Annotated in this window: 20 protein-coding genes and 1 riboswitch; all 20 genes read left to right on the forward strand. The window is 28.4% G+C overall.

Annotated elements, in window-relative coordinates; translation table 11 throughout:
* The first annotated feature begins 548 nt into the window (after nucleotides 1–548).
* The 20 genes from F3K33_RS10840 (at nucleotide 549) to F3K33_RS10930 (ending at nucleotide 24,976) form a co-directional block, all read left to right on the forward strand.
* Nucleotides 549–3,647, forward strand: a complete 3,099-nt coding sequence (locus F3K33_RS10840) for a hybrid sensor histidine kinase/response regulator (RefSeq protein ID WP_039770860.1) — start codon at nucleotides 549–551, stop codon at nucleotides 3,645–3,647.
* 17 nt (nucleotides 3,648–3,664) lie between these two features.
* On the forward strand, nucleotides 3,665–4,789 hold the full coding sequence (locus F3K33_RS10845) for a response regulator (RefSeq protein ID WP_023975852.1): 1,125 nt from the start codon (nucleotides 3,665–3,667) through the stop codon (nucleotides 4,787–4,789).
* 282 nt (nucleotides 4,790–5,071) lie between these two features.
* Entirely contained in the window at nucleotides 5,072–5,320 is a 249-nt protein-coding gene (minE, locus tag F3K33_RS10850; RefSeq protein ID WP_051144803.1) for a cell division topological specificity factor MinE, read from the forward strand.
* Nucleotides 5,321–5,807: 487 nt separating this feature from the next.
* Nucleotides 5,808–6,173, forward strand: coding sequence for an arsenate reductase family protein (locus F3K33_RS10855; protein ID WP_012058400.1), 366 nt, complete (start codon nucleotides 5,808–5,810; stop codon nucleotides 6,171–6,173).
* Nucleotides 6,174–6,528: 355 nt separating this feature from the next.
* The gene (locus F3K33_RS10860; protein WP_039770858.1) at nucleotides 6,529–8,532 is read left to right on the forward strand and encodes a 2-isopropylmalate synthase; all 2,004 of its coding nucleotides are present in this window, start codon (nucleotides 6,529–6,531) and stop codon (nucleotides 8,530–8,532) included.
* Between the two features lie 877 nt (nucleotides 8,533–9,409).
* Nucleotides 9,410–9,745, forward strand: coding sequence for a YnfA family protein (locus F3K33_RS10865; RefSeq protein WP_023976553.1), 336 nt, complete (start codon nucleotides 9,410–9,412; stop codon nucleotides 9,743–9,745).
* Between the two features lie 185 nt (nucleotides 9,746–9,930).
* The gene (locus F3K33_RS10870) at nucleotides 9,931–10,149 is read left to right on the forward strand and encodes a hypothetical protein (RefSeq protein WP_023976552.1); all 219 of its coding nucleotides are present in this window, start codon (nucleotides 9,931–9,933) and stop codon (nucleotides 10,147–10,149) included.
* Between the two features lie 32 nt (nucleotides 10,150–10,181).
* Nucleotides 10,182–10,415, forward strand: a complete 234-nt coding sequence (locus F3K33_RS10875) for a hypothetical protein (protein ID WP_039770855.1) — start codon at nucleotides 10,182–10,184, stop codon at nucleotides 10,413–10,415.
* Between the two features lie 66 nt (nucleotides 10,416–10,481).
* Nucleotides 10,482–10,901: a hypothetical protein gene (locus F3K33_RS10880; RefSeq protein ID WP_012058405.1), complete on the forward strand. Its 420-nt coding sequence runs from the start codon at nucleotides 10,482–10,484 to the stop codon at nucleotides 10,899–10,901.
* A 281-nt stretch (nucleotides 10,902–11,182) separates the two neighbouring features.
* A complete protein-coding gene (locus tag F3K33_RS26345) occupies nucleotides 11,183–11,350 on the forward strand; it encodes a hypothetical protein (protein ID WP_017212661.1) in 168 nt (55 codons plus the stop codon).
* 964 nt (nucleotides 11,351–12,314) lie between these two features.
* On the forward strand, nucleotides 12,315–14,279 hold the full coding sequence (locus F3K33_RS10885) for a transcriptional regulator AdhR (RefSeq protein ID WP_023976551.1): 1,965 nt from the start codon (nucleotides 12,315–12,317) through the stop codon (nucleotides 14,277–14,279).
* A 380-nt stretch (nucleotides 14,280–14,659) separates the two neighbouring features.
* Nucleotides 14,660–15,826 (forward strand): iron-containing alcohol dehydrogenase, encoded by a 1,167-nt coding sequence (locus F3K33_RS10890; RefSeq protein WP_012058407.1) that lies wholly within the window; start codon nucleotides 14,660–14,662, stop codon nucleotides 15,824–15,826.
* Between the two features lie 384 nt (nucleotides 15,827–16,210).
* Nucleotides 16,211–17,101 carry a sulfide/dihydroorotate dehydrogenase-like FAD/NAD-binding protein gene (locus tag F3K33_RS10895; protein ID WP_039770852.1) on the forward strand — a complete coding sequence of 297 codons (891 nt, stop codon included), beginning with the start codon at nucleotides 16,211–16,213 and terminating at the stop codon, nucleotides 17,099–17,101.
* A complete protein-coding gene (gltA, locus tag F3K33_RS10900) occupies nucleotides 17,101–18,489 on the forward strand; it encodes an NADPH-dependent glutamate synthase (protein WP_031276254.1) in 1,389 nt (462 codons plus the stop codon). The genes F3K33_RS10895 and gltA overlap by 1 nt, the downstream gene beginning before the upstream one ends.
* A 261-nt stretch (nucleotides 18,490–18,750) precedes the next feature.
* Nucleotides 18,751–18,834: riboswitch (cyclic di-GMP riboswitch) on the forward strand.
* A gap of 219 nt (nucleotides 18,835–19,053) precedes the next feature.
* On the forward strand, nucleotides 19,054–20,265 hold the full coding sequence (locus F3K33_RS10905; protein ID WP_023976548.1) for an EAL and HDOD domain-containing protein: 1,212 nt from the start codon (nucleotides 19,054–19,056) through the stop codon (nucleotides 20,263–20,265).
* An 865-nt stretch (nucleotides 20,266–21,130) separates the two neighbouring features.
* A complete protein-coding gene (locus tag F3K33_RS10910; protein ID WP_023976547.1) occupies nucleotides 21,131–21,364 on the forward strand; it encodes a hypothetical protein in 234 nt (77 codons plus the stop codon).
* Nucleotides 21,365–21,794: 430 nt separating this feature from the next.
* Nucleotides 21,795–23,507: a methyl-accepting chemotaxis protein gene (locus F3K33_RS10915; RefSeq protein WP_023976546.1), complete on the forward strand. Its 1,713-nt coding sequence runs from the start codon at nucleotides 21,795–21,797 to the stop codon at nucleotides 23,505–23,507.
* Nucleotides 23,508–23,854: 347 nt separating this feature from the next.
* Entirely contained in the window at nucleotides 23,855–24,022 is a 168-nt protein-coding gene (locus F3K33_RS10920) for an aspartyl-phosphate phosphatase Spo0E family protein (RefSeq protein ID WP_039770849.1), read from the forward strand.
* A gap of 217 nt (nucleotides 24,023–24,239) precedes the next feature.
* Entirely contained in the window at nucleotides 24,240–24,458 is a 219-nt protein-coding gene (locus F3K33_RS10925; protein ID WP_017212670.1) for a hypothetical protein, read from the forward strand.
* Between the two features lie 113 nt (nucleotides 24,459–24,571).
* Nucleotides 24,572–24,976, forward strand: coding sequence for a PTS sugar transporter subunit IIB (locus F3K33_RS10930; RefSeq protein ID WP_012058413.1), 405 nt, complete (start codon nucleotides 24,572–24,574; stop codon nucleotides 24,974–24,976).
* The last annotated feature ends 15 nt before the right edge of the window (nucleotides 24,977–24,991 follow it).

Here is a 24,991-nt window from a genome sequence, read left to right on the forward strand (position 1 = left end):
ATGCGCATCTTACAATTACGACTAAAATTCTTACAATATTTTTAGAATTATGATGAAGAATTATTTTTGCAACGTATGTTATATAAAAAATGTTGATATGGGAACTCTAAGTAGTTCCTTTTTATATAATTGTTTTAAGTATTTGAAGTTTGTTATGTAACTGATCAACAGGAACTAATTCGTCCCTAGTCTTGATTGATTTGTTTTGTTTAAAGCTTTGAATATGAGATTGTGTTTTCATTATATTAATATAATTACAAAGAATTGATCTTAATTATAATAGTTAGATTAATATATTAAAATTCGCTTATTTATAGAAAACATATAATGAGATGGTAGTTATCTGATTTTTTACTATGTCTTTATCATATGTTTTTATTTATGTGCATTATTATATTTATAAATTATTTAGATAAATATAACGGTTAGTATTTGGAAGGGGTTATAGAAATTGTGTATCTGAGGAGCAAAAGTTTTGCATATTCATATTAAAAAATAGATGTTTTAAAATAAGAATTTTAAGGGTATAGATGAGGGGTTAAGTAAAATTGAGAAAGAAATATATATATATACTATTTGGATTGATAATTATATTAATATTTTCTATAGGTTATTTTAAGAACAAAAGTTTCTATAATAAAGCGCCTCTAGTTGAAAATGGTTTTATTGATCTTTCGGATTGGGATTTTAATAAGGACGGAAATGTAAAATTAGATGGATATTGGGAGTTCTATCCTAATGAACTTTTATCTCCTTCAGATATTAATAATGAAGTGGAATTACATAAGGTTTATATTAATACTCCTGGTGCATGGAGAAACCAAATTCCAAATAATGTGATATCTGATAAAGGAATTGGAACTTACAGAGTAAAAATTAAGATAAATAAAAGTGTCTTAATGTATGGTATAAAGACTACACATATACGGTCAGCAAACAAAATATTTGTGAACGGAAAAGAAATTGGACAAAGAGGTAACCCAAAGCCAAGTTTTGAAGAAGGATATTTTTCAGATATTCAACGGACTGTTACATGCTTTAAGCCAGAAGGAGATACTTTAGATATTGTCATTCAGGTAGCAAATTTAGATAATTCTAGTGGAGGTATAATCCAAAGTGTTTTCTTCGGAGATTATGAAGAAATATTAGATTACTATATCATATTTATTGTATTAGATATAGCCAATATATTAATTTTGGGGATTTTTGGGGTGTACTACATTGGAATTTATTTAAAAAATATTAAACAAAAGAAATTTTTGTATATTGGAAGCGTATGTATAATTTATGTTTTTGTTTCATCCACAGTAAACGAAAAGATATTTAATAAAATTTTTTCGTTTATGCCGTATTTTTGGATTTTGAAGATAAAGCTAGCATTAATAAGTTTGAGTATATATCTTGCACTCTTATTTATACGGCAATATGGCAATGATTTTGTTACTAGAAAAAACATGAAATTAGCAAAGTATATAATTTTTGCTAGTATTTTTACAGTTTTGCTAATACCAATGGACCTTGTAGGATTATTTGAAAATATAATTGATACAATAAATATATTAATTTCTGTTCTTGTAGCTTTTTCAATTATGAAAGCAATTTATCATAAAAGATATGGAGAATTGGGGAAAAAAGGAACAATACTTTTGCTTTGCGGAGTTATTGCGGCTCTAACTCAATATTGTATTTTTGTATTATACTATTGTTCGATAATTAAGAGCAACGTGATTCCTGTTATTACATACTTTATTTTCTTATTGGCGGTTTTGGTTATTATTTTGAAGCAACATATAAATGCATATAATAAAATTCAGACAATAAATAGCGATTTAATATCATTAGACAAGTTAAGAAATGAATTTTTAATCAGCACTTCCCATGAGTTTAAAACTCCTTTGCATGGAATAATAAATATTGCTCAGGCTATTTTAAATAAAAACGATAGAAATACAGCAAAGGTAGATGAGAATTTAGCATACATAATATCTACAACGACAAGATTATCAAGCCTTGTAAATGATATAATTGACTTTCAAAGTATACAGAATGAAGAGCTTAAGGTTAATAAAGAAGTATTTGATATTAATGGTGTTGTACAGGCAGTGTTTGATATTTTGGCTTATATGAGAAAGAATGAAGAGATACAGTTAATTAATAGTGTACCAATTGGAGAATATTATGTTTATACAGATGAAAATAGGTTTAAGCAAATTTTGTTTAACCTTATAGTTAACTCTTTGAAATATACTGAAAATGGATTTATTAAAATTAAAGCTGAAGTAGCAGAAAAGAATTATATTAATATAACAATTGAAGATACAGGTATAGGCATTGATGAAAAGTATCATGATGAAATATTTGAAAGAAACATTGACATAGATAAAGATGTTTTTAATGGAATATTTCCGTCTGGGCTTGGACTTTCTATTTCTAAGTTGCTTGCATCTAGAATTGGTGGGGAACTGTATCTGAAGTGGTCAGAACCAGATGAAGGCTCAATATTTGTTGTAAAGATACCTAAAGCAAACGAAAATAGTTATATCATTAGACAAGAGCAGGATGTTGAAAATAATATCACTACTTCAAGGAGAGATGAAAAACTTAGTGCTAATATATTGTGTGAACCAACTGAAACTGAAAACAATGGAGAAAAGCTAAAGATTTTACTTGTTGATGATGATGTATGCAATATCAAAGTTTTACAAGAAATATTTTATGACAGTAATTATGAAACTTTAGTTGCATATAACGGGGTAAATGCCTTAGAATTAGTTAAAAAACATAAAGATATATCAATTGTATTACTTGATGTAATGATGCCAGGATTATCTGGCTATGATGTGTGTAAAAGGATAAGAAAAGAGTACAAGCTATTTGAACTTCCAATATTACTTTTAACGGTCAGAAGTACACCAGACGATATAGCATTAGGTTTTGAAGCAGGTGCTAATGATTTTTTAACCAAACCTTTTAATTTTATGGAATTAAAAGCTAGAGTAACAACTCTTCAAAAAATGAGAATCGCAGTAAAAGAAGCTTTGAAAATGGAAACTGTATTTTTACAATCTCAGATAAGGCCTCATTTTTTGTATAATACTTTAAGTGTTATTGTTTCTCTGTGCTATAGAGATGGAAAAAAGGCAGGAGAGCTTCTTGGAGAATTGAGTAAATATTTACGTTTCGCCTTTGATATAGACCCTTACAATTCGTTTATAAGCTTGAAGGAAGAAATATCTTTTGTAAAATCTTATGTGAAATTAGAGAAGGCTAGGTTTGGAGAAAGACTTACATTTGAATTTGATGTTGATGAAGAGTGCTTGAAAAATACCATTCCAGCATTAGTTATACAGCCTCTAGTAGAAAATTCAATACGTCATGGCTTAGTGAAACGCATTTCTGGCGGTAGAGTAAAGATATCTATTAAGAAAAGTAATGATTATATTAAAATTGTAATACAGGATGATGGGATAGGTATAGATGCTGATAAGTTGAAGGGATTATTGGACGATAGCGTGTCCATAAATAGTGGATTGAAAAATGTTAACAAAAGACTGATAAATGAGTATGGACAGGGTATAATTATCGAAAGTAAGATAGGGCAAGGAACTACTGCTACAATAAATATACCTATGAAATTAGATATATAAGAGCAAGGGATGAAGTTATGATTAAAGCAATGGTTGTAGATGATGAAACTTTAACTAATGATCATATTTGTGAATTAATTAGGGATACAGGTGCTGAAGTTGAGGGATATACAAATCCTCATGAAGCTATTGATAACATAATGCGATTTAAACCGGATGTGTTGTTTTTAGATATAGAAATGCCGGAAATTAATGGTTTGCAGTTTGCAGAAATAGTTAATTCAATCGAATATGATTGCGAGATTGTATTTATTACAGCGTATAATCAATATGCAATCAATGCATTTAGAGTTAACGCTATAGATTATTTGTTAAAGCCAATCATAGTTGAGGAACTTTATAGTTCAATTGAGCGTGTGAAAAAGAGAAGATTTTTGACTTCTAGTGTTAGTCCAAATAAAGAAATAAAAATTTCTTTATTTGGAGGGGTATCTCTATATATAGGAGATGAAAAGAAACCTATTAGATGGATGACAGCTAAAAGTGCTGAAATTTTTGCTTTCATGCTTCTAGGAAAAGACGATAAAGAAATATCTAAATGGAGATTAATGAATGAAGTATGGCCAGATAAAGATAAAGAAAAAGCAGATATTAATCTTCGAAGTACAATTAGCCGATTAAATAAAACTTTTAGGGAGAATTCTATAAAGATTTCAATTATATCTACTGGAAATGGATATAAATTACAAATGGCGGAACCAGATATAAGAATAGATGCATTTGAATTAGAAAACTTAGTATTTAATATCGCTGAAATAAATTCTACTAATATAGAGCATTATGAAAGAGTTATACTTAATTATAAATATATGCTTCTTGAAGATTTTAACAGCGATTGGTGCTATTTTGAAAGAGAAAATTATCATAGATATTTTTTGAATGGAGCACGTAAACTTGTAAAATATTATAAAGATATTAATGCTGAGCCAATTAAGATTTTAAAACTTGTTGAACTTATTATTCGATACGAACCTTACGATGAGGAAATGAGAGGGAATGCTTTAATGCTACATTATAAGGTCGGTGGAATAAAAAAAGCAGAAAAATATTATAATGAGTACTATGAAATGATAGAAAATGATCTGCAGATGGAGCCATCAGCAGCTGTAAAAGAATTATACAAATACATTTTAAATCACTAGATAATAATTTTTATGATAAGTACTATAAGTATTTACAAATATTAGGCAATATTAGACTATTATATATAATTCGAATAAGAATTTATATTATAAAATAAAAATAAATACTCCAAGAAAGGTTAAAAATATACAATGTTTACATTTTTAACCTTTTATTTATTTAATTTCTAAAAATAATAATATCTTGCCACAAATTTGCAACAATATATTGTGTAGAATAAAGTTGTAATAATTCTTTTTATAAACAATATTTTTAAAATTAAATAACACAAGGGGGTAATTATGATGAATTTATTTTCTTCAACTTCTTCTTCATCAAATGGTCTAGAGAGGGAGAGGCTAAAACTTATATTGGTACATGATAAAACTGATATATCTAGTGAGGTTTTAGATTCTATGAGAGAGGAAATACTAGAGGTAATTGATAGACATATAAAAACAGACAATTCATGCAAAAAGATGATATTAACACAAGATACTGTAAATATAGATAATTATTCAATATTGATTGCTAGCATACCTATGAAATAAGAAATAGAATATATAATGCATATGATAATATTACAGATATAAAAATCTTATTAAAAAGAAGATATACTGGAGTTTTGCACGTACTGCGAACAGATAGTAATTTATATGTTGCATCGTTCCTAATTCAAGACTTGAGCAATAATTAAATTGATATTGTATAAGTGTAAGTGATTACTTTACTATAAGCAAGTAGATAAACACTTACACTTGTTTTTTTATTCTTTAGGAATTTATATTCCAGTAAGATCTGTGGATAACTTAAAAAAGGTTGATTGAATAGTTTTGGGATTTTAAAAAGAATAAAAAAGAAATCTTATTCGCCTGCCAAATTTTTCTCACATGCGTTCGAAAAGGCAGATGCGTGAAAAAAATCTCCGGTTCCACAGTCGCCTGCGATTTTTTTATAGTATGTTGGAAGTGACAGCAAAGTGGTATATAATGATGAAAAAGCTTATTTAATGTTTTAAATTGAAAGGGAGGAATAAGAATGTCTTATTTATTCGTAGAGTATCCAAAATGTACAACTTGCAAACGAGCAAAAAAGTGGCTCGATGAACATCAAGTTGAATATGAGGATAGACATATAGTTGATAACAATCCTAAAATAGAAGAACTTCAAGAATGGATAAAGAAAAGTGGCTTGCCAATTAAAAAGTTTTTTAACACAAGTGGAACTGTATATAAAGAGATGAATTTGAGTCAAAAGCTTAAAGAACTTTCAGAAGAAGAACAAGTAAAGCTTTTATCAACAAACGGAATGTTGGTTAAGCGTCCTATTGTAGTTGGAGATGACTTTGTACTTGTTGGTTTTAGAGATGAGAGTTTATGGGAAGAGTCACTTTTGAAAGGCTAGATTAGTGATTAAGTGATAATAAGAAAGAGATATTTGAATTTAAATATCTCTTTCTTTATTTTTGCGGAAATTATCAAAGATAATAACTTATAGAGATTGAAGAGTAATTTATTATATGCTCTATAATTATGCAAGCTAATATGTAGTATGTTAAAATACATCAATAAAAATGATTAAATTTATCACTAAAATTAATATTTAAAATGTGCTATTCTATATATCATAAAGCAAAAGGCAAAATTTTCATAAAGCGCATAATAAAATTTATTGATTAATGCCAAAATAGATATAATTAATATTTTAATAGATATATGTAAGCGCATTTATAAAATTGCTATATTGGGGAGTGATAGGGATGGAAAATTTTGAAAAATATAAAAGAATGTATTTTATGCCACCAAAAGTGACATACGATTGGGTGAAAAAAGATTATATAGATAAAGCGCCTAGATGGTGTAGTGTTGATTTACGTGATGGAAATCAATCATTAATTGAACCTATGAGTTTAGAAGAAAAGTTAGAATTTTTTAATATGTTAGTAAAAATAGGTTTTAAAGAAATTGAAGTAGGGTTTCCAGCTGCTTCTGAAACTGAATATCAATTTATAAGGACATTAATTGAGAAAAATATGATTCCTAATGATGTCTCAATTCAGGTTTTAACTCAAGCTAGAGAACATATCATTAGAAAGACTTTTCAGGCGGTTAAAGGGGCTCCGCATGCAGTAATTCATTTATATAATTCAACTTCAGTTGCACAAAGGGAACAGGTTTTTGGTAAATCTAAGGATGAAATTAAGCAGCTTGCTGTAAACGGGGCAGAACTTCTAAAAGAAATAGCAAAAGAAGAAAAAGGAAACTATTCATTTCAATATAGTCCAGAAAGTTTTCCGGGAACAGAAGTAGATTATGCGGTAGAAGTATGTAATGCAGTATTGGATGTTTGGAAGCCGACAAAAGAAGAGAAGGCAATCATTAATATTCCTACAACAGTTGAAAATGCAATGCCTCATGTATTTGCTTGCCAAGTTGAATATATTCACAAAAACTTAAAGTATAGGGAGGCTGTAACTTTATGCTTACATCCACATAATGATAGAGGAAGTGGAGTGAGTGATGCAGAGTTTGGTATACTTGCAGGTGCAGATAGAATAGAAGGAACTCTATTTGGTAATGGCGAGAGAACAGGAAATTTAGATATTGTTACAGTTGCTATGAATCTTTATTCTCATGGTGTAGATCCTAATTTGAATTTTAGAAATATGCCTGAAATAGTTGAAAATTATGAAAGATTAACCAATATGCAAGTAGGTATGCGTCAACCATATGCTGGTGAATTAGTGTTTACTGCCTTTTCGGGTTCTCATCAGGATGCTATTTCAAAGGGAATAAAGTGGCGTGAAAATAAAGAGTGTGAGTATTGGGAAGTTCCATATTTACCTATTGATCCAATGGATGTTGGGCGCCAATATGATTCAGATGTTATCCGCATTAATAGCCAATCAGGTAAAGGTGGAGTGGCTTATATATTACAAAAGAATTTCGGAATATCGCTTCCAAAACAGATGCAGGAAGCATTTGGTTATACAGTAAAGGATGTATCAGATAAGGCTCATAGAGAATTAACACCAGAAGGAATTTATAAAATTTTAGAAGAGAAGTTTATTCGTAACTCCCATGTATTTCAAATTCCAGAATGTCATTTTATACAAGGAGAGCAGATGGCAGCCGATACTACAATTTGTCATGGAGGGAAAATACAATGTATAACAGCGCATGGAAACGGAAGATTAGATGCAGTTAGCAATGCAATTAAACAGTATTTTGATATTGATTATGACTTAGATGTGTATGAAGAACATTCATTAACAAGAGGGTCATCATCGAAAGCTGTTACTTATGTGGGAATTAAATGCCATAATAAGCTTTATTGGGGCGTAGGAATAGAAAATGATATTATTAATTCATCAATTGCAGCTTTAGCAGTAGCAGTTAATCAATTAGAAGAGATTAAGAATATGAAAAGATCAGATAGTAGAATGACAGAGGTATTAAATTATATTCAATCAAACTATAAGACGGTCACATTAGAAAAGCTTTCAGAAACTTTTTACTTATCTAAGCCTTACTTATCGAAATATATTAAAGAAAGTACAAATAGTACTTTTGTGGATATAGTAAAACAAATTAGAATGGATAAAGCTAAGAGCTTACTTAAAGGAAGTGGAATGACAGTAGAAAATATTGCAGAGCAAGTTGGTTATGAAAATGTAGAGCATTTTATTAGATTGTTTAAGAAAGCATATGGAATAACTCCGGTAGAATTTAGAAATAATATACCTAAGCGAATGGAACAATAAAATAATAAATTTGTCTTTTTGTAAAAAAGATTTGATCAAAAAATATAGACTAATATGTCATACTATGGTATATTATATACATAACAAATGATTTGAAAAAACTAAAGATTTAAATAAACTAAAGATATTTCGAAAAGAGGTGACTATAGATATGGTTATCTCTTTTCTTATTTATAAAATAAGAGGCAAAATAATTATAAAACTTAGATAAATTCTTATTTTAGCACTATAAATATATTAAAAGCATTTGTCGAAAAAAACCTGATAATCAATATCAAAAAATATAGATTATTTTTTAATATTGTGTTAATATAAATGTATACAAAAGATATCCAAACCCCACTCTTAATCTCCCCTAAATTTTATATAAGATACAGCCATAATTTGGCTGTATCTTTTTATTCTTTAAGAAATTATAATGCAATTAAATCTGTGGATAACATTATAGTAGTATATTTTACTAGGGTTAATTACTATAAAGGAATAAAAAAATAAATCATATTCGCCTGCATAAAATGTTCTTATATGCAGCATAGCTGCTATTTCTGATGTGCAGATTTTTCTCACATGCGTTCGAAAAGACAGATGCGTGAAAAAAATCTACACATATGAAAAGAGTGCGAAGCACAATACGGAACTTAAATGAAAAGAGTGCGAAGCACAATACGGAACTTAACCACAGTCGCCTGCGATTTTTTTTGCGTATTCAGTTAAGAGATATGTCAATAAACCATAGGTTACCTAATCAATTAAAAGGCGACTTTACAACAATTAGATGATGTTTACAATATATGCTATAATTTAGCCTAGTAGTGGATATAAATTTAAGGATGTCTTTTTAATTATTATTTAGATGCTTACACTAGGAGGAAAGAATATGGAGATTATAAAATCAATATTATATTTTATATTGGCTGGAATATTTGAAATTGGAGGTGGATATCTTATATGGATATGGTTACGCGATGGAAAAAGCTATTTATATGGAGTTATAGGAGCGGTCATATTAATTTTATATGGAATAATTCCTACTTTACAGCCTTCAAATTCTAATTTTGGTAAGGTATATGCAGCATATGGAGGAATATTTATTGTAATGTCAATTTTATGGGGATGGAAAATTGATAATATAGTACCTGATAAGTTTGATTTAATTGGTGGATGTATAGCTCTAGTAGGTGTTATTGTAATTATGTATGCACCAAGAGGATAGTAGAGTGTGTTATGATAAAAATTCGTATATAAAAATCAAGTGTGAAGAGTTTGAAAAAGCTTTAAAAACGGAAATACTTTAAGAAAAATGTAATGGGTGAGTATTACTAATATTTGAATTAATATAAAATTATAGAAGGGAAATATAAACTTTTATATAATTATCTATATTAAGGGGATGAGTTAATGAATCAAAATGTAGATGTAATATTAGAAATAATAAAAAATATGCCATGTGAAAATATCGAAGGAGTTAATGTTCCTAAATCTTTGGGATATGAGCAGATAGGAATGAGTATTGATGAATTTGATGAAGCAATCAAGTACATACAAGATAATGATTTGCTGAGGAAAATAGTTCCTATATTTAAAGATAATAAGATAGTACTAATAAAGATAATGTAAAATCATACTGGATTTTTAGAAAGGCGGCTAATATGACTAGTAAAGAAATAGAATTTGTTGATTTAACTAACCAACAGTATGAAGCTTTGATTAAAATGCAAATGGAATCATATATAAAAATATTGGATTTTTGCAGAGAAAATATAAGTGATTCAGAGAAAGTTGAAATTATAGATAAGAACTTATTAAAAATAGATGAAAAAATAATAACAAAATTAGAGGAAATGAGAGTCTATAATAAAATATTTATGGAAACAGTTAAGTAAGATTTAATATTTTTAGAGGAATTTCTCCTTTTTTGTATAATTATTATTATGGAAAGAGGTGAGGATATGGAATTTAATCAGAAGTCATGGATTGAAAACTATGTACATAGCTTATGCCCGAAAAAAATTAGTAAAGAAAATGTAGATAAAGAGATAAATAGCATAATAACTTTAATGAATGAGTTATTTAGTAGTAGAAATGCAGACAAGTATGTTGAATTTGTCCCAGATGAAAATGCTATAATATTCCCAGGTAGAAAAGCAAATATTTTTATAAGATACAGTGTAGATGGAAATGGTAATGAAGTGAAAATATCAAAACATAAAAATCGTGAATTAAGCAGTAGTATAGAAAAAGCAATATTAATAAGTTGCAAAGGTGAAGAATATGTAGTAAAAGATGAACCTTCGATAACAATGGACGAAATGTCATTTGAAGGTTTGAAAGATTCTATTAATTATGCATTAAGCAAAATATTAAACTAAACATATGTGTAAGAGAACCCTGGATAGGGTTCTCTTGTTATATACTTTTATTTTTTAATAAAATTTTAAGAAAACATTTTCAATTGACAAAAAACTGACAAAATTTAATGGTAATATATATATTAGAAAGTGTAAATGTTGTCAATAATGTATTATAGGCAATATAAAAAAATTTTATATTGTGTGATAATGTTTACAAAAAGTCATAAAGTTTTAATTATTTTTGTATAAAAATCACAAGAATTTAATATTATCATATATTTAAAAGAGGTGAGAACAACATGGGGAATATAATTAAAATTAATATGTACGCTGAAATGAACAAAAAAAAGAATGTTAAGCTAGATTTAAAAACAGTAGAAGAAGTCATTTTAGAATATAATAAATGGCTAAAGAAAAACAACAGAGAGGATAAAATAGAGACTTATGAAAAGTTTTTACAAGTATAATTATCTTTAAAGGTAGATTGAGTGATAACGCTTAATTTACCTTTTTTTATTTTTATGTAGAAATATAGATAAACCAACTAAGCCCCGAACTTATACATATAACTCGCCGAAATGAATAACATACTTTTGTTCCAGTTTCTAGGTAATTCTGATGGGTGATTCTAAGGCTATAAAGTTGCACCCAAAGTGCTAGCCTCAAAGAACAAACTTTGAACTAGCACATTTGGAACAACTTATAGACAAAGAATCACATCCATCAAAATTACCAATGAAACATTCCACAAAAGTATATTACTCATTTCTGGTTGGAGGATATTTCATAGTTTGGATATAATTTATGAGTGTATTATCTATATAGATAAACAATTTAAGAATTAGAATTATTAGATGAACATATTTACAAAGTTACTAAGAATTTAAGTTTGTATCTCCATTAGAAATCATAAATATATTTGTGGAGAAAACATTTGAAAATGAGCTGTTAAAGGTTCTTAGCCGTAGGTTGTTCCATTTTAGATTGTAACACTGAAAGTGGGAGCATGCTAAAGTGGATACAACCTGCTGCTTAGAACCTTCAGCGATAGTTTCATAGCTTTTCGGAACAAAATATTTATGATTTCGGTACGTTACCACATAAATTTAGTTTTAGAGTTGGATATCTATAACAGAGGAGTTAGATCTGATAGATTTAAGATTTTTGAAGTTTATTGTGAGTTAATGTAAAGAAAACTCTATTTTATGTTAAAATATAAGTAGATTTTAAAAGTGTATTTGGGTAAAGGGAGAGAAAGGTATTAATATAGAATAAAAAATAGATTATTAAAATATCAGTAAATAATTATAGAGTTTTAGTAAATAAGTGATGAAAATAAAAAAATGTATCTAAGAAATTGTATTGAGATATTAAAAGATTAGGTAAATTTATGTGAAGATAAAGAATTTTACTAAAGAATGGAGGTACGTTATGGAGAATAAAGAGCTATTAATTGAAAACTCACATAAGAGAAGCGAAAGTTATGGAGTTGAAAAAAATTCAGATCATTCAAATAAGATTCTTACTGGTGAAGAATTAGAAAATATATTAACTATTAATAAAGAATTAATAGAAGTATCTAAAATATACATAGATATGGTATTTTCAGCAGTTATGGATAATGAATTTATTATAGTGTTAACAGATAAAAATGGGTGCATTCTATATATTAAAGGAGCAGAAGAAAATAATAGTAAGCTTGGGGGGAATAATCTTGAAGTTGGGGCTTATATGGACGAGCAAAGTATAGGTACTAATGCCATGGGGACAGCAATTAAAGAAGACAGGTGTATTCAGATAACTGCAACTGAGCATTACATAAAAAGGTTCCACAATTTAACATGCTCTGCTGCACCTATTCATAATACAAAGGGAGAAATTATTGGAACATTGAACTTAACAGGTAGAAGAGATATGAAGCATCCACATACTTTAGGCTTAGTTGTTTTTGGTGTAAAGGCAATCGAAAATGAATTGGACAAGAAGGGTATACGTGATATATTGAATCAAACCTATAATTATATGGAGAGCGTTATAGATAATGTTGATAAAGGTATTATGATAGTAAATAAAGAGTATAAAGTAATAAATATAAATAAACTTGGAGTAGAGATATTTAATATAGATAAGGATTTGATAATAAGTCAAGATATACATTATATTTTGCCTGATTTGGGAAACGTAATAGAAGAACTTGAAAACCATAACGGTGATATTATAAAGGAATTAAAATTAAAGCATACAAGCAGACATAAAATAAGGTTGGTTTTTAAAGGGCTTAAACATAAAGAAAATATTATAGGTATGGTTGTAACAATAAGCTATGAAAAAGAAGGAAAAGACAACAAAAATGCAACAGGGGCATTTTTTACTTTTAATGATATAATTGGTGATAGTGCAGCCATTGTTAATGTGATAACTAACTGTAAGGTTATTGCCAATAGTCCTTCAACTGTTCTAATTCAAGGAGAAAGTGGAACAGGTAAAGAAATATTAGCACAAGCTATGCATAATTATAGTGTGCGAAGAAGAAATAAATTTGTTGCAATAAATTGTGGAGCTATACCAGCTAATATAATAGAAAGTGAATTGTTTGGGTATGAGGATGGGACTTTTACAGGAGGAAAAAGAGGCGGAAATCCAGGTAAGTTTGAGATTGCAAGCGGAGGTACTTTGTTTTTAGACGAAATTGGGGAAATGCCACTTGATGCACAGGTTAAGCTGTTAAGAGTACTTCAAAATGGAAGAGTCACAAGGCTTGGTGGAAGCAAAGAGATTCCTATAGATGTAAGAGTTATAGCAGCTACTAATAAAAATTTAAAAAGAGAAGTTCAAAAAGGGAATTTTAGAGAAGATTTATACTATAGATTATGTGTAATTCCAATCACTTTACCGCCTTTAAGAGAGAGAAAAGGCGATGTAAAAATGCTTATTGACTTCTTCTTAAGAATTAAATCCTTTCAGCTGAATAAATCAATACCAGAGCTTGATAAAAGTTTATATAATAAGTTATTAGACTATGATTGGCCTGGAAATATAAGAGAGCTTGAAAATTATATTGAGAATATAGTAAATTTGGATGGACGATCATCTTTTAATTTATGGGAATTTGAAGATAATCAAAGTTTTGAGACAGATAAAACATATGATAGGAAAATATTAAAAGATGGCTTTTTAAATAAAGAGATATGGGAAGACAATAAGACTAATGGTTTACTTAAGAATGTTAATACTGAAAAGACTGAGTATATGGTAAATACTTTAAATCTAGAAGAACTAGAAATGAAGGCAATTCATGAAGCTGTAAGAATAAATGATCATAATATGACAAAAGCTGCTAAAACTTTAGGTATAAGTAGAAACACTCTATACCTAAAATTAAAAAAACATAAATAAATTATAAAGCATGTCCTAAAATATTACGCTGTATTAAATTTATGCTGTATTATTTTAGGACATATCTTTGTTAAAAATTATTTATATAAATGAGTAGATGCTTAACAATTAATTTATGTATAACTTATTTTATATATATTTAATAACTTAATTTAAGACCTTTAAATATAATATTTATGAGGAATTACGAGTTTTTTGTTAGAAAAGTATTCCTGTATTTTGACATTTTATTATCATAAATATAAAATATATTGATAAAATAATCACAAGTTGGCATGAATATTGCTTTAATAATTTATGTGGTCAAAAATAGACATATTAACTTATTATTCTGCACTTGTGCAAAATAATGAATGAGCAAATTTTAGGAGGAAATATTTATGGCACGTTTTACTTTACCAAGAGACATTTATCATGGAGAAGGAGCACTTGAGGCACTTAAAACTTTAAAAGGTAAGAAAGCTTTCTTAGTAGTTGGTGGCGGATCAATGAAAAGATTTGGATTTCTTAAACAAGTTGAAGATTATTTAAAAGAAGCAGGAATGGAAGTAGAATTATTTGAAGGTGTTGAACCAGATCCATCAGTGGAAACAGTAATGAAAGGCGCAGAAGCTATGAGAAACTTTGAGCCTGATTGGATAGTTGCAATGGGTGGAGGATCACCAATTGATGCTGCAAAGGCTATGTGGATATTCTACGAATACCCAGATTTTACTTTTGAACAAGCAGTTGTTCCATTTGGATTACCAGACCTTAGACAAAAAGCTAAGTTTGTAGCTATTCCATCAACAAGCGGTACAGCTACAGAAGTTACAGCATTCTCAGTTATCACAAATTATTCAGAAAAAATTAAATATCCTTTAGCTGATTTTAACATAACTCCAGATATAGCAATAGTTGATCCAGCACTTGCTCAAACTATGCCAAAAACTTTAACAGCTCATACTGGAATGGATGCATTAACTCACGCTATAGAAGCATACACTGCATCACTTCAATCAAATTTCTCAGATCCATTAGCAATTAAAGCTGTAGAAATGGTTCAAGAAAATTTAATCAAATCATTTGAAGGAGATAAAGAAGCTAGAAATCTAATGCATGAAGCTCAATGTTTAGCTGGAATGGCGTTTTCTAATGCATTACTTGGAATAGTTCACTCAATGGCTCATAAGGTTGGTGCTGTATTCCATATTCCTCATGGATGTGCAAATGCTATATTTTTACCATATGTAATTGAGTATAATAGAACAAAATGCGAAAATAGATATGGAGATATTGCGAGAGCCTTAAAATTAAAAGGAAACAATGATGCCGAGTTAACTGATTCATTAATCGAATTAATTAATGGATTGAATGATAAGTTAGAAATTCCTCACTCAATGAAAGAGTATGGAGTTACTGAAGAAGATTTTAAAGCTAATCTTTCATTTATCGCTCATAATGCAGTATTAGATGCATGTACAGGATCAAATCCTAGAGAAATAGATGATGCTACAATGGAAAAATTATTTGAATGCACATACTATGGAACTAAAGTTAATTTGTAAGATAAATAAAGGCAATTTTTTTAGTTCATAATCTTATAGAGATAAAGTACGTTGTTTTACATTAAGAATCATATAACTTTAAAAAAGTTATTGAGATAAACAATTGAATAATTATTAAAAGAATCGTTACAACATTAATAAAACAACAATGGCTCTCAACCTCAGAGAGTCTTTGTTGTTAATAAGGCAATAAGGATGAAAATTCCAATTATCTGACTTACCTGATGTCTAGAAGCTGTAACACCCTGACTTCTTTTAGTGAGAGGCAACAGCTACATGACGATAGATAAAGCTCAGCTAAGATTAAGATGGAGATCAAGCTCTATCTAAGCAAGTTTAATTTGAAATTATCAATAGAATTTATAAGCGTAGGGGGTACTAAGAGTGTACAAAATTGTTAACAAAAGAGAAGTTACCAATAACATATTCTTGATGGATATAGAAGCGCCTAGAGTTGCTAAATCAGCAAAACCAGGTCAATTTATAATTATAAAAAATGATGAAAAAGGAGAAAGAATACCTTTAACAATTGCAGATTATAATGCGGAAAAAGGTACAGTGGCTATAGTTTTTGCAGCTATAGGAAAAGGAACTAAGCAGTTAGCGGCATTTAATGTTGGAGATTATGTTTCTGATTTTGTAGGTCCATTAGGTGTACCAAGTGAATTTATTCATGAAGATCTAGAAGAATTGAAAAAGAAAAATATTATCTTTATTGCAGGAGGCGTAGGAGCAGCTCCAGTTTATCCTCAAGTTAAGTGGATGCACGAACATGGGATAGCTGTAGATGTTATTTTAGGAAGCAGAAATAAAGATTTATTAATATATGAAGAAGAATTAAAGGCAGTTGCTGGAAATCTTTACGTAACAACAGATGATGGTTCGTACGGTTTTAAAGGAACTGGTTCAGATATGCTTAAGGAATTAGTTAATAATCAGGGTAAGAAATATGACCAAGCTGTTATCATTGGACCAATGATAATGATGAAATTTACTTCAATGTTAACTAAAGAATTAAATATTCCAACTGTAGTAAGTTTAAATCCTATAATGGTTGATGGTACTGGAATGTGTGGTGCTTGTAGAGTTACTGTTGGAGGAAAGGTTAAATTTGCATGTGTTGATGGACCAGAATTTGATGGACATTTAGTAGATTACGATGAATCAATGAGAAGACAAGCTATGTATAAAACAGAAGAAGGAAGAGAATTATTAAAACATGAAGAAGGAAACACTCATAACCATGGTGGTTGTGGATGTAAGGAGGATAAGTAATAGAGATGAACGATAGAATGAAAAGAACACCTGTTACTGAACAAGCTCCAGAAGTAAGAGCAAAAAACTTTAAGGAAGTTTGTTTAGGATATAATGAAGATGATGCTATAAAAGAAGCAAATAGATGTTTAAATTGTAAGAATCCTAAATGTGTTGAGGGATGTCCAGTATCAATCAATATTCCAGGATTTATATCAAAGGCTAAAACTGGAGATTTTGAAAGTGCTGCTAAAGAAATAGCAAAATATAGTGCACTTCCAGCGGTTTGTGGAAGAGTATGTCCACAAGAAAATCAATGTGAAGGTAACTGTGTACTAGGAATTAAAGGTGAAGCTGTAGCTATAGGTAAATTAGAAATGTTTACCGCAGACTGGTCAAGAAAAAATAAAGTAGATTTATCACAAACAGAACCTTCTAAAGGGAAGAAAGTTGCGGTAATTGGAAGTGGCCCTGCTGGTCTTACTTGTGCAGGAGACCTAGCTAAAAAAGGTTATGATGTAACTATATTTGAAGCACTACATGAAGCGGGTGGAGTTCTAGTTTATGGAATACCTGAATTTAGATTACCAAAGGATGATGTTGTTAAAGCAGAAATTGAAAACATAAAGAAGCTTGGAGTAACAATTGAAACTAATGTAATTGTGGGAAGAACAATAACTATAGATCAATTAATTGAAGATGAAAATTTTGAAGCTGTATTCATTGGATCAGGAGCAGGTCTTCCAAAGTTTATGGGAATACCAGGAGAAAATGCAAATGGTGTATTTTCAGCTAATGAGTTTTTAACAAGAGTAAACTTAATGAAAGCTTTTAAAGAAGAATATGATACTCCAGTTAAAGCAGGTAAAAAAGTTGCTATAGTTGGCGGAGGAAATGTTGCTATGGATGCAGCAAGAACTGCTTTAAGACTTGGTGCAGAAGCTCATATAGTATATAGAAGAGGTGAATCAGAGCTTCCAGCAAGAGCAGAAGAAGTACATCACGCTAAAGAAGAAGGAGTAATATTTGATGTTTTAACTAATCCAACAGAAATCTTAACAGATGAAAATGGATGGGTTAAAGGAATGAAATGCGTTAAAATGGAACTTGGAGAACCAGATGCTTCAGGAAGAAGAAAACCTGTAGTTAAGGAAAATTCAGAGTTTGTGTTAGACGTAGATACAGTAATAATGTCACTTGGAACTTCACCAAATCCATTAATTTCATCAACTACTAAAGGTTTAGAAATCAATGGTAGATCTTGTTTAGTTGCTAGTGAAGATGGATTAACAACTAAAGAAGGTGTTTATGCTGGTGGAGATGCAGTTACTGGTGCTGCAACTGTTATTTTAGCAATGGGAGCAGGAAAGAAAGCTGCTGCAGCAATAGATGAATATTTAAGTAGATAGCATTTAACATATTATATATTAAGAAGATTAGTTACAAGGAAATATAGATGTAACTAATCTTTTTTTGTTTATAATTTTAGACGATATTTAAGAAAAGTTATTTTTAAAATAAAAATAATGTCTCTATAAAAAGAGGAAATAATCTTAAAATTTCCTTAAAAATCTCTAATTTAGTATTCTTAATGATATTATTTGTTGATTTTATTATAGATTGATGATAATATTTCATATATATGAAATGAGTACATATTAATGTATTATATTACAATTGGAAGCTATGAAGAATTCTTTCTAAGTGGGCACTTTAAGAGTTTGGAGCTAGTTGTGCAACCGACCAATTAAGATTAATTAATTATTTTATTAGTTAGTTTTAATTGGTTTTTTATGTGAAAAAATTTACTTGATTTATATATAAATAAGAACTTATATATCTTAAGTTTAAGCATTACGTAAGTAAGCTCATTGAGAGAAGATTTCAATTTTTATGAATTACAATTATACTACAGCTACAGTAAGGGTTAAATTAAGAGGTATATAAGTATTAATGAAGGGGATGAGACTGTTATGGATATTTTTGTAGCTAGACAGCCTATATTTAACAGGAAAAATGAAGTTGTTGCATATGAACTTCTATTTAGAAATGGACAAAATAATTTCTATAACAATACTAATGGGGATGAAGCAACTTTAAAGGTTATAGCTAATACATTTTATACATTTGACTTCAAAGATATTACTGATAACAAGAAGGCATTTATAAATTTTACTGAAGAATTGATAAAGAAAGAAATAGCAACCATACTTCCTAAAGAATATGTTGTGATAGAAATTTTAGAAAATATAGAACCAAATGATGAAATTGTGGATGCGTGCAAAAGACTTAAGAAAAGAGGATTTATATTAGCATTAGATGATTTTGTATTCCATACTAAATATATTAAATTAATAGAAATAGCTGATATTATAAAGATAGATTTTAAAATCACTACAGGGGGAGAAAGAAAGAAAGTATTTGAACTAAAAAAAATAAATAATAAAATAAAGTTTTTAGCTGAAAAAGTAGAGAACAAAGAAGAATATGATGAGGCTTTGAAACTAGGATATTCATACTTTCAAGGATATTATTTTAGTAAACCAATAGTGCTTTCCAGAAAAAACATTCCGACTAACAAAGATACAGCAATAAAAATTTTAAAGTTAATTAATAAAGACGATTTTGATTTTAATAAATTAGAGGAACTAATAATAAAGGATTTAGGTTTATCATATAAAATAATCAAATTGATAAATTCGTCTGCATACTGCCTAAAGAATGAAGTAAGATCTATAAAATATGCTATTGCACTTTTGGGAAGAAAAGAGATTATAAAATGGTTATATGTAGTTCTGCTAAATGATCTAAAGGAAAATAACACAGATGAACTTATAAAAGTCTCATTGCAGAGAGCGAAGTTATGTGAATTAATATGTAATATGAGTGAGTATAAAAATAATGTTTATTCAGCTTATATGGTAGGATTATTTTCAGTTATGGACGCAATTTTAAATTGTTCAATTGAAGTGATCTTAAAAGAATTATATATAGATGATGAAATAAAGGAAGGACTAATTGAAAAAGATAATTACTTGAATAAAATATTGAAATTGGCTATTAACTATGAAAAGGGTCAGTGGGAAAATGTTGAGTTTTATACTAAGGAAATAGGTGTTAATGATAATAAGCTTGCAGAAGCCTATATAGATGCTATAAAATGGGCAGATGATGTTGTGAGTTAAAAAAATAAGAAACTAGAACATGTCTAGTTTCTTACTCTAATTGGTAAAAAAAGAAAATACTATATCAAAACTCTAGGAAAAATTTCAATATAAGTAAATTGTATATTTACATTAACATTATACGACATAAACTGTTTTAATTCAACAATAAAAATATAAAAAAGGTGCAAATGGCAAAAAAAAATAATATTATATTATTTTTCATTGGAATAGTATTAAATTTTAGGATAAATATTCTAAAATTGCTAATAGGTATAAGTAATTAAATCAAAAAAATGATAGGAGTTTTAGAAACTGATCTTTAATGTGAAAAGAGATAGCAGTTAGATTAATAAATGCTATCTCTTTTGGTGTAGTTGAAAAGTAATATTTTCACTAATAATTATTTGCGAAATTTAAAGATATTATACATAAAAATAAAAAAAGTAATGACAAAATAATAATATTTCGAGATTTACTAAGTACTCCTTTCAGTTATAAAGGGATAATAAAATTTATGATTGATAACAATGAGAATATACTTTTTATCAGAAAAATTTATGTTTTATGTCAGAAAATTATATTTATTAACGAATAATATATTGAGTGTGTAAAAATTGATTCCCATATACCCCTTAATATGTGGTTACATAACACTCCTATATTTTACTATACCTACTAACAGTAAATCCCCTGTAAATTGATGATAAATTTACAGGGGATTTTTAATTTTATTTAAAGCATAATATGCTAAAGAGTAGTAATTTACAATACAAAGATGTTTCATTCACAATATTAATTTCATCTGATTATTATATAATAAATATTATTCAGTAGTTAATATTTATTGGATTTTACACCCCATTATTAATACGAGGTGAAATTAATGAAAATAAAAGTGATAAATAGTTACCCAGCTTGTATATGGGAAGAAGATATTATTAAAGCAATTCACGATCTATGTCTTGAAGAACTTCAAGAAAAGCTGGAGAAATATAAATCTGATAACTCGAGCAAAGCAATTGCTAATTGTCATATTTCAAAAAGAGAGTTCTGTTGCAAAAAACAAGTATTTATAGAAATGACAGCAATGTTTGATATTGTTGATATGATAAATTAGAAAAAAATATTTAGTTAGAGAATTATACTAAATTAAAAACAGTCTCTATTAAAAGATGAGGAGATTGTTTTTTATTTTTGGAAAATTGTAATGAGGTTAAGAGTGTGAAAAAGTTACATAGGAATCTATTTAACAAGATTGAAAACAACCAGTGGATGGAAATTGAATCCATTTTTTCTCGTGGAACTTTTATCACATCTATTTTTAAAGGAAATGAATTAAACAATATGAGAATAATTATCGGATTCATGTAAATTGAGTGAATTTTGTGGTATAATTTAGAGTATAAGTAAATTGCTTATTAGTTTTTGATATTTATGTAAAAATAAGTGATTAAGCTTAGTAGTTTATAGAATGGTTATGGAATTAGGTATTGGGATTAAACATGATAACTTTTATATCTTAAAGGACGAAGGGAAGGATAAATACAATGTTTAAGAAAATGAAAATATCCCAAAAATTAATAGGAAGTAGTGTGATATGTACTGTATTCTTAGTTTTAGTAGGCATAGCTGGTCTATTTAGCATGAACAAACTAAATATAAATACAGATAAAATTTATAATAATAATTTAATGAGACTTCAGAAGTTATACGTAGTAAAAAGTAATATTAACTTAGGACTATCTGATATGGAACATATTATTAATAGTAATTTTAAAAATGATATAGATGAGGCACAAAAAGATTTAGCAGATTTATCTGATTTAAATAATAAAACTTTTGAAGAAATTGAAAAAATACCTTATTCTAGTGAAAAAGAAGAAGCTGATTATAAAAAAGTTAAAGATTCATTAACTAGGTATAGGGATATAAGAACAAAGATAATAAAGGATGTTACTGACAATAATTATGAGGAAGCTATTACATTATATAATTCGGAGTATTTTACTTTAAGAGAAGAGATAGCAAATGATATAAATGTTGTAATAAATGAAAATATTGATGCGGCCAAAGCAACATCGGAATCAAGTAACGCAGTTTTTAAAAATTCGTTTAAATTTCTTGCAATATTTATTGTTATTTCAGCATTGATATTAGCCATATTAAGTGGTGGATTAGCAATTTGGTTAAGAAAGAGAATAAACAGCATAGTTAATTTTGCTAATGGTTTAGCGGAAGGAGATCTTACTGAGAAAATAAATATAAATGCATATGATGAAATAGGTAATATGTCAAAAGCATTGAATATTGCTGTATTAGACGTGAAAAATCTTATTATGGAACTTACTAATCGTATGAAAAATGTCAGAATTTCAAATGAAGATCTAACTTCAACAATGGAAGAAATGTCTGCAACTATGAATAATATTAAAACTGTAACTCATGAAATTGCTGATGCAAGCATGAATTTAAGTGCGGCAACTCAAGATGTTAGTTCATATACAATGGAAATAGAAAAGCTGACAGATGACCTTAGCAGAAATGCTGAAAAGAGAGAATTAGATTCAGATGAAATTATGAAGAGAGCGGTAAATGTAAAAGAAAAAGCAGAAGCATCATCTAATAATGCAATAAGCCTATATAATGAAAAAGAAATTAAGATTAAAAAAGCAATTGAGGATATAAAGATAGTTAAAGAAATAGAAAAAATGGCAGAAGCTATTGGTCAAATAGCTGAACAAACTAATCTTCTAGCACTTAACGCATCCATAGAGGCTGCTAATGCAGGGGATGCAGGTCGAGGATTTGCTGTAGTTGCAGAGGAAGTTAGAAAATTAGCTGAGAAGTCATCAGAAACAGTTATAGATATAAAGAAAAATATAGGTACAGTTGGAAGTGTTATTGAAAACTTTACTAATAATACTAAAGATATATTGAGATTTATTGATAGTCAGGTTAGACCAGATTACGAAATGTTGAAGTCTATAGGAAATCAATATGAAAAAGATGCTGAAGTTGTGAATGAAATGTCAAAAGAGATTGCTGAGTCAGCAATTAAAATTGCAGATAATGTATCTAAAGTCAATAATGCTATAGTAAATATTTCGTCAAAATCACAGCAATCAGCTTCTAGTGTAGAAGAGATATTTGCAAGTATCAGCGAAACTAGCGCCTCAGTAGATAATGTTACTAATCAGGCAAAAGACACATCAGAGATGGCTGATAGCATGATAGAAATGGCAAATAAATTTAAAGTCTAGAAATATATAAGTTCTGAATAATATATAGAATTGTTTTATCCAGGCGCTTTGAAAAAATATAAGGAATTTAAATTTTTAGAATGTATGTAGGGCCAAATATTCATTTTAGTAGAATGTTTATTTGGCTTTGTTTTATTTTTGGGAAATTTATGTTCTAGTAAAATCTATGGCTCAACAGTTGTATGCGATTTTTTTGTATAAATATTAATATAGAATATTTTATTTTTAGTGATTATATAATTTATTGCGATATATAACAAGTGAGGTTTGTTACATAATGTAACAATTGATACAGCAAATGTATTTTTTTAGAGTTATACTTATAAAAAAGTAAGGGGGAGTATAATTTGGAAAAAATAATAGAGATAGAGAAAATGATTTGTAAAATGAGACAATCCTTATATGAAATTATAAATAATGAAAAAAGTTTATTAGGAATAGAAGTTATTACTGCTAGTCAAAGATTAGACGACATAATAAATCAATACAACGAGCTACTCGATAACGGGATTTAAAGAAATTCATATCACTAATATAGAAGTCTTAAATAATATAATTCATTTTATATATATGAAAAAAATATGTATTAGACCTATATGATAATAGATAGAAAGTAGAAATATTTTTATTTCGCTGGACTATGGAAAGTATGATTCATCTTTATATAATTAAATTTTATGGAAGAAATTTACATATTGCTGTATAATTAGATATGTATAAGGAGGGAATCTTATGAATACTATAGAAAAAGTCATAATGAATCTTAAGATAAGACCAGATGGCATGAATTTGTATGAATTGGATAGAATATGTTTCACAACTTATCAAAAGACTCTGCTCGGCTCAAAACTTGGAAGAGTAAAGGAACGTATAGAGCCCACTCTAAGATATTTAGAGGAAACTAATCAAATAACGATTAAAGAGGGGATTGTAAAGTTAAAGAAAAACTGATGAAGTCTAGTATATTCAAATAAATATATTTATTTGAATAAGTTGGATTTCTAAATTGGATATCAATAAATCTTTAGTGTTTAAGATTAATAATAGGCAGTGGAGGATTAGAAATGATAAGAATACTTTTGTGCTGTGGAGGGGGCTTTTCATCAAGTACCCTAGCCAGTAAGGTTGAAAAGGAGATATTAGAGAATAATATGCAAAATGATTATTCAATTGAATTTTCTCCATTTTTATTAGTAAATAAGAGAATGAATGAATTTGATATAATTGTATGTTGTCCCCATCTAATAATGCAAGTTAAGAAATTTGTGAAAACTTCAAAGATTGATAAACCTATCTATATCCTTCCACCGAGAATGTATGGTCTCATTAGTTTTAAGGAATTAGCAATAGATGTAGTAGATGCAATCAATCTGTATAATGAAACTAAAATTAATCCAGTATATTTTCCAGGGGAAGAAAACACCATGATGGTTACTAGGCATGTGGCTTACAGAAATAGCAAAGTTTAATAAATCTTTGTATAT

It is taken from the genome of Clostridium beijerinckii (assembly GCF_008705175.1).
Lineage (GTDB): Bacteria > Bacillota > Clostridia > Clostridiales > Clostridiaceae > Clostridium > Clostridium beijerinckii.